The 7,619-nt window shown below is 56.8% G+C and carries 7 protein-coding genes; all 7 read right to left on the bottom strand.

Features of this window, described 5'->3' with window-relative positions:
* Positions 1 to 1,580, bottom strand: a 1,580-nt coding sequence (locus AWB82_RS35920) for an ImcF-related family protein (RefSeq protein ID WP_235023590.1), incomplete at its 3' end; no start/stop codon positions are given.
* A complete protein-coding gene (locus tag AWB82_RS35915) occupies positions 1,577 to 2,812 on the bottom strand; it encodes a hypothetical protein (RefSeq protein WP_143756988.1) in 1,236 nt (411 codons plus the stop codon). The genes AWB82_RS35920 and AWB82_RS35915, both read right to left, overlap by 4 nt.
* Before the next feature lie 3 nt (positions 2,813 to 2,815).
* On the bottom strand, positions 2,816 to 3,073 hold the full coding sequence (locus tag AWB82_RS35910; protein ID WP_086974002.1) for a PAAR domain-containing protein: 258 nt from the start codon (positions 3,071 to 3,073) through the stop codon (positions 2,816 to 2,818).
* A gap of 176 nt (positions 3,074 to 3,249) precedes the next feature.
* Positions 3,250 to 4,071 (bottom strand): lysozyme inhibitor LprI family protein, encoded by an 822-nt coding sequence (locus AWB82_RS37500; RefSeq protein WP_159462663.1) that lies wholly within the window; start codon positions 4,069 to 4,071, stop codon positions 3,250 to 3,252.
* Positions 4,072 to 4,090: 19 nt separating this feature from the next.
* Positions 4,091 to 4,414, bottom strand: a complete 324-nt coding sequence (locus tag AWB82_RS39310; protein ID WP_086974001.1) for a lysozyme — start codon at positions 4,412 to 4,414, stop codon at positions 4,091 to 4,093.
* Positions 4,415 to 4,416: 2 nt separating this feature from the next.
* Positions 4,417 to 6,486 carry an SH3 domain-containing protein gene (locus AWB82_RS35900; protein ID WP_086974000.1) on the bottom strand — a complete coding sequence of 690 codons (2,070 nt, stop codon included), beginning with the start codon at positions 6,484 to 6,486 and terminating at the stop codon, positions 4,417 to 4,419.
* A gap of 155 nt (positions 6,487 to 6,641) precedes the next feature.
* On the bottom strand, positions 6,642 to 7,619 hold a 978-nt coding region (locus AWB82_RS35895), incomplete at its 5' end, for a type VI secretion system Vgr family protein (protein ID WP_143756986.1).

The raw sequence follows: 7,619 nt of genomic DNA, 5'->3' as shown, positions 1-7,619 counted from the left end.
TCGGGGTGAGCCAGCATCAGATACGTCTTGAGCGTGTCGTAGGCCGCTTGCACCTGTGCATTGCCGCCGCTCGCGATTTCGGCGTCGGAGAGCGAGGCGAGTTGCTGCAGGCGTTCTTCGAGCTTCGCCTTGATCGGCTCGATCAGCGCACGTGAGGCGGCGTTTTGATAGGCAGACCAGAGCGTGTCGTACAGCGCGGCGTCATGGTTCAGGCCGAAGCGCGTATGCCACGGCGCGCCTTCCTTGCGATGGGCTTCGAGCGTGTCGAGTTGCTTGTCGAGCGCATCGAGCGCGAGCAGGGCTTGCGTGGGGTCTTGGGTGGTCGAGACCTTGGTCAGCGTCGAAGCGGCTTCGTGCATGGACGCGCGGTTCGAAGCGCCTGAGATCGTCGAGCCCAGCAGCCACATTGCAACGACGGCGGTCGTCGCCCAGGCTGCGGTGGTCGACCATGAGAAGCCGACGCGACGGCCATAAATCTTGCGGCTGTGGGTGGCGATGGTGCTCCACAGCGCATGATTGAATGCCGCCGCGCCAGGCGAATCCGAACGAGCCCCTTCGCTTTTCTCGCCATCTTCCGTCTCTTGCGTGTAGGGGATCGCCGCAAACAGCAAACCGTGAACGGCGGTGCGCCATAGCCGGGCGCTTCCGAGCCGCACTACAAGATCTGACAAAGCTGCGTGCAATTGCTCCAATTGCTGAGCCAGTTCCGCAGCGACCCGATCGTACGGATCGAGCGAAAGACGCGCGACGCCAACATCGGACATCTCGCCTGCGAGCCGTGCGAGCGTGTTATCGATGTGTTCCTTGTCGGCGCGTGCGCTCGACCACACATGCCCGACGCTTTCGTCGTGCTTGAATAAAGCGCCCGTGCACTCCTTCACATTCACCAAGTATGCGGGCGCGGCCCAGCGCAAGACGCGTGCATGTCGCGTAACGCGTTGCCCGAAGGTCTCGGCATCGAATGGCTTGTCAAACGAATCCTGTGCATGCGTGACTACTACGATCGCATCGATTGCACGGCGACGGCGTAGCTTGCGCAGCCCATTGAGCCAGTCGACATCCGGCTGTCCGTCGCTTTGGCTTCCGCTTATCAACAACCCATCGTTCACGAACCGCCAGCCAGCGGCAGGAAGACCGGGCACAAGCCCCTCTATCAGCGAATGCTCCCCGCTCACGAGCAGCCAGCGCGCTCGATATCTCCAGCGCAGGCCATAGCGTTCACGCAGCGCATCGCGCAGCGACTTCGTGCGTTTCAAAAGCTCGTCTGGCTCGATCCCACCTTGTATAGCGCGCGATCGACTCTGCTGCTTGTTCTCATCGTAACGACGAAACCAGCGAATCGCCTTCAGAGAAGCAATCCAGAGCACCGCCCCCTCAATGGGCTTCGTGCAAAGAAGAAGGACCAGGAACAGCGACAGCAACGAGAGTTCGGCAATGATCAGCCGGGAACCCGACAGGCCGACGCTCGGCCCCTTTACTGCCAGAGTCAGCGCAAGCGTCACATAGATGATGGTTATTGCGATGCAAATGAATAGCCAGACGGGCGTTTCTTTTTTTTGAATTTCTTTGACTGCTTTCACGTTTCCCTCTTGCATATCAACGCGATCAATTCATTGCCTTGTGCGCATAGAACCAGTTGAGGGTTTGAGGTCGAATCGGCGTTGGCCACAGCCAGCGCTGCGGCGAGCCACTCCCCGGCGTCCGAGCAGTCGCCGACCGACGCCTCGATTCGCCGCCACGATATCCTTTCATCAAGATTTGCGGCACGACGCGCTTCCCCCAGATCGTCGGCGGGCAACCCATGAACCCAAACCGAGTTGAGGCTCTTGGCGTCCGCCTCGCCCCAACGGCTGGCAAGTCCGACCACATTTGCCAAGTCATTCACCTCACCTCGTGCTGGACGGTGCAAACACAGCGCAGAAGCATTTGCTTCTTTGAATAGTTTCGGATCGCCGAACAGGAGTGCCGTCCCGACCTCTGCGTGCCCATCATCGAGCAGCTTGCTAATCGCATCGCGAAGTTGTATCGCGATGACCAGATGAACCGTCTTCTCATCTTCCTGATCGAGCCAAGCATCCGTCGCGAAGATCGACGGAGTTTTTTCGGGGTCGACTCGCGTATTGAGCGACGCATGCCGGACCTTCAAAGTTCGGCGCAACTGCTCGGCCACAGGCCCGGGCTTGAGCCGAGATTGCAGATAGAGATGCACGTGCAGCAACGCATGCGTCGGCATTCTGCTCAGCGATTCAGAGAGGTCATTCAGAAGACTTTCAATGAGCCAGTCGCACACGGCCAAATGGCGTGTGTGCTCGCCAAGCTCATTGCCCGGATAAAACGGTTCGCCCGGAACGTCGATCCATCGGGCATGTACGTCCTTGTCGGGAAATGCCGCACTCGGGCGTAGTTCCGATTGAACCTTTCCATCCAAAAGACTTTGAAGACTGTTCTGTTCCTTGTCGGAGGAAAAATGCCACCCATAACCGTATATGGCTAGAGGACGACTGGCTGCGGTATGGCATGCCTGCTCTGCCTTTTCGCTGACTTGATTCTGGGCAAGCGCGGACTGATGCGCTGTATGCCCGTGAGCCAAACTTGCGGCGAGCAGAAAACTCCATCCGAGAATTGGATAGCCCACCGCGCATAGCCAAAACCAGGCGCTCGTCGTCGGACTTCCGTCGGTCCAGGAAAGAACTGTTGTCGTCGCTCCGATGCAAAGTGCCAGGCACAACAACGCAATCCAGAGCAAAGCAGACGGACGCGGTGGCGACGGCACGTCGACCCTCGGCGGAATGCGCTCGAAATCTATAGGCATGGGCTAACGAACAGAGGCGCCGCTTGTGGACGCAATCAGATACGCGCCACATTGCGTGTGATCGCCGTCGCGCGAGATCGGAATCGCGCCGTCTTTGATACGGTGGCTTCCTTCGACAATCGGGTTATCGCCATGTATGGGGCATGAAACCATGTCCCCCACACGCGCAGCTCGTCGCCCCTTGACTTTGATTCGATCTGTACCGGTCAGCACTTTGCCGCCGTGGCTGGTGGCGTCGCCTTCGTAGATTAGATTTTTCATTGACAAATTTCGTTATTGGCCAACTCTTGAATTCAGTGCTCCAGCGCTAATCCATTAAAACATCGGTTATGTTCATTTTGCGCAAAAATGGATCGCTACCCCAACAAGTTTGAATATTATACGCGAAATCTTGCTCATTAAACGATCTCCCTTCTCGCGAAAGACTCAATCTTATTCTATATCTCAGTATTCGAAACGATAGCTTCCAATCGGCTGCGCATCGACTCGATTAAACAGATCTTGTTGGACCCGCAAGCGTTCCTTGATTTCATCCATCTCATCTGATCGGCGGAAATATCTTTCTGACTTTGGCCTGTCTCTTTGGCTTGCTTTATAAAGAGAGCGTATGCCGCCGAGACACTTTTGTCGAATTCAGACAGTTCATACGACGCACATATTGTCTTTTCAGTGGTATTTCTGGCCGCGCGGCATGAAAAAGACGGCTTGGGCGTGTCGTTCATTGCGATTTTTTTTAAAATAAGCAAGGTCTCGTCATACCATCGCATCGCAACAGAAGCGCTATCAATTTTCGCAAGCCAAACGCCGCGAATCGCGCTCGTTCCGAGTTCAGCATGCCACGGAGCTAAGCGGCACTGAACCAGATACGTCGGACTTGATTGCGCCTTGTCTCGATCGAAACCGAAGTCAGACGCTTCGGCCGGTTGAGAAGGAAACCCATAACCGGCCACGCTCTGCTCAATAGTATTGGCTAAACTTATATTAGTTGGCTGAAGGCTCGGCTGAGCACAAGGCTGAGCTTCAGGCATATCATTCGAGATAGCTGAAGTTTTGAAATCAAATAGTCTTCCAACCAGACGAGGATCATTCGGAAGATAATGACTTGTTGCCGTCGAATTGGCATTTATTCGAACTTCGCCAACCCTCCAAACTCCATCGATAAGAGGTATGGAATCTGCCGCGAACAGAAAACTGCAGTGCGTGGTAAGTATCAACGCAACAACCTTTACTACAAACGAGCGGACGGGAAGCTTTCGCATTTTAATCGATCCGTGTAGGTTAGCGAGCAGGAAGAGTTTGCCCGTTGAATTCATAACGATTATCTAGAAAAAGGTTTACCTCATCAGCACGCCGATTCGTCAATCCACGCATTACGACGCCGCCAGAAGTATTGCCCTCACGAATTCTGTTCATTGCTCCGTCTATCTCTCCCGCATTTACGAGATTAGATACGCTGCCCCAGCGCCCTGCCGGGTTATAGGCGAAACTAACTAATGAATCAAATTCATTTTGTCGCAGCGGAACTGTAATCGAGTTGCGTACCGTCGCCTCGTACCTCCTCACGGTGTGCGTGAGTAGTTGGACCTGCTGATCGTCACTCAGGTTTAGTAAATTGTGGTTGTCTCTCGCGAAGCGGCTTGCGTCGTCGCCGGATAAGCCGGCACCTGCGAGATGCTGTCTGCTGTGTCTTGGGCAATGCCGATAGCGACCATGTCAGAAGCAATGTCGGCCGCCGTTCGTGTTTTCATGTCGTACCCAGCCCCTAACGTCACACCACTCGCGCCTCCCGGCCAATGCAGTCGATTTGTGACTCCTGCAAGCGCCTCGTGAGAATATATGAACCAAAGTCCCGACATAGAGATTGAACGCGCATTCTGAAGCGCAAAATTCCCCACCAACCCAATCGGATGCAAATGAAACACATCCGGCCCAGGAAACCCCGCTACCTTGGCCTTCACCTCATCCCACCACACCAACTTCTCTATACGCTTCTGCTCCTCCTCATACTGTGGATTCGTCGTTCCGTTTTCGATTTCCGTATAGAGCTGTCGCCACTTCTGCGGATTTGCCCACTCGCTCTCATGCTTCACAATCAGCCGCGAGGCCGCTTGCATCAGCCACGGATAATGCCCTGATTCGCCTGCATAGCTCAGACACAAGTCGTCCGCCGCCCGGCTGCCGTCGCCTTGCGGAAACAACTTTCGGTACACCGCCTGCATCATTGGACTAAGCTTAATCGCTGCCTTCGCATCTTCAGGACTGGCATGATTGGCAAAGTCCACCCACGCCTTGGTCGTCGCAAACATCGTGTGCGCCGGATCGTGCGCGCCATCGATGCAAGTAAAATCCACCCAGTTCTGGGCAAACTCTCGCGTCACGGTTCCACACGCGAAATTCTGCTCACGCACCCAACCCTCGATCGCCTGTCCTCGCTGATCCGCGCTGCCTACACGCCACCAGTTCATCTTGCGTCCGCTGCGATCCGCGGTCTTTTCCGTATGCTGCTTGGTCTTATCACGCGCCAGCTCAGCCAACGACCACCGCTGCACTACGCCCGTCACCGGCGGCTCTGCGCCCGCTTGCTCCGCGTTGCGATACAGCTTCGTCCCCTCCGCAATACGCAGCAGCGTCGGCTCAGAGGAAAGTCCCAACGGCTTCCAGTCATCCGGATGCGCGCTATGCGACCCAACCCACGTTGTGCCTTGCTCGATGAACGACTTGACGCTCTCGTCACAAAACACCTCGATGTGCGCCATGCGCGTGGCGGACGGCGAACTCGCACTCAATGAGTCGAAGCGACCAAGGTGCCCTATCAAGTCGCCCGCTTTCACGGCAATACCCTGCGCATTCGCATCGCCTGCGTCACCGGAGGAGGACAGGGCGATCACCACGCGATCGAAGGCGTCCTCGGGCATGATCTCCTCCACCACCGGACCGCCGTGCTCGTTACCCATGAAAATCCACCCGCCCACCACTGTGGCGGGCGGAACTTCGCCCACCTTGGACGCGTACGGTTGCGCGCCATGCGCGTCGGTGATCTTGCCCCAGGCATGCTGACGCTCGCCAATACTCACAGTGGCGCCTTGGGGCAAAACGCCAAGCGGCGCACTTCCTCTATGTCCCGCTTTTGGACCGCTGCGCACGTTCAGACCCTGCTGGCCGGCATCTGACGCCTGGCCGGTTCGGCTCGCACCTGGCTTGTCCTGTGCAGAGGACGTGATCTGGTACTGCGCGAGCGCAGACAAATACGCCGGTTTGGCCTTGGCCGTGTCCTGCTCATACTCCTCGTACGCCTGAAGATGCATGTACAGGCTATAGAACGTCAGCGTCGTGCCTTTCGGAAACTCCATCGTATGGCGTACCAAGACAAACCCCGTGCTATAGGGCACTTGCACGTTCCCGAGCTGACTCACCGGATAACTCCGGTTCACCCGGTAAGCAATGACATGGCCATCCGCAATGCATCGGACGCCTTGCTTCAGATCCAGCTTGCTGCCCGCGCCGTTCTCGGTGATGTGGATGCCCCCGTGCCAAAACCCGTTCTTGCTGACCAGAAAACTGCCACCGGGCTCCTTGTCCGCCAGCAGTTGGTAGATCTCGTGTTCGTCGGTGAATTTGCTCGCCGCATCCGTTTCCCGCTGCCCCTTCTTCAAGAAGGGGAACGCGAACGACAACTGCTTGACCTTTGTGTCTGGTGGCGTGGCGCGCGGTGCGCTACGAGGTGCGGCAGGGGCATTGCGTTGGCCACCTGAAGCTGGCTGCGGCGCGGAAGCAGGTTGTGGCGCCGACGCGGGTCGTGCAGAGGGTGTGGAAGTTGCCATCTCGATGCTTATTCAGAAAATCCAAAGGAAACCGGGGTCTTGATGTCGTGCACGGGCGTGTTGGACCAGGACGGGAACGTGAAGCTTCCGCCGTCGGCATCACCGATGGTCAGATCGCCCTTCACCTCAATCTCACCTGCAGGACTGCCAAGCGTAATCTTACCGCCCGACAATTTGATATAGGCTCCCGAGCCATCGCCAATCGTCACACCCTTGCGCCCGGTGATCGTCACTTCACCATCAGAAGAGCTCACAACCATGCCTTGCATGGACAACAGTTCCATAGCATCGCCCTGGGCCTGGATTTGCACCTTTCCCTTCGCAGCAAAAAGACGGATTCCCAGTTTTGCCGCGAAGAATGAAATCGCTTCGCCGGCGGCCGCCGTGATGCGCTTGAATGCGCCTATGTCAAGGCCCTCGCCCGAAGTCACGAACATCTGCTTGCGAGACGCCACCTGCAGCTGCTGTCCGCTCGCGATGCCAAGCCCGTCTGGCGCGGTCGCGACAAGCACGGGCCTGCCCAGTTTCGTCAGCTTCTCCTCGATGAGCGAACGCTGTTGATCAACCTCGGCAAGCCATGCTTTAGCGGTGTTGGCCGAATCGGTGAGCGAGCGCAGTAGATCCCGGGCCTGGCTAAGCGTCGTATCGGCATCCTGCATTGCAAGTTGCTGACCGCTGGAGTTCGGCTGAACTTCCGCTGACAACAGAACACCCTTCCCACCCCTCACAGCAATATGCTCGTCGCTACGCAACTCCGCGCCGCGCCCCCGTTCCGTGCGTTCCCCATCGACCATATGTCCCAGATTCAGCTCACTGGTCTGGTACGGCGTCGTCAAATGTATATGCTCGAAATTCTCCTTATCCTCCATGCGCAATTCGTTCTGCGCAGCCGTGCGAATAAGGTTCCGGGTGTTATTCAGGTTATTAACCAGATCCGGATTCAGGCTGTCATGCAGGGATCCCACGATCACAGGCCTATTCGGATT

The organism is Caballeronia glebae (genome assembly GCF_001545035.1).
Classification (GTDB): domain Bacteria; phylum Pseudomonadota; class Gammaproteobacteria; order Burkholderiales; family Burkholderiaceae; genus Caballeronia; species Caballeronia glebae.
The sequence above is the reverse complement of the archived record's forward strand: the minus strand, read 5'-3'. Positions and strand labels throughout refer to the sequence as shown.

Bases quoted from the DNA above. Each gene is read 5' to 3' on its own strand.
- AWB82_RS35915 (WP_143756988.1), bottom strand. From the start codon at position 2,812: ATGCCTATAGATTTCGAGCGCATTCCGCCGAGGGTCGACGTGCCGTCG.
- AWB82_RS35910 (WP_086974002.1), bottom strand. From the start codon at position 3,073: ATGAAAAATCTAATCTACGAAGGCGACGCCACCAGCCACGGCGGCAAA.
- AWB82_RS37500 (WP_159462663.1), bottom strand. From the start codon at position 4,071: ATGCGAAAGCTTCCCGTCCGCTCGTTTGTAGTAAAGGTTGTTGCGTTG.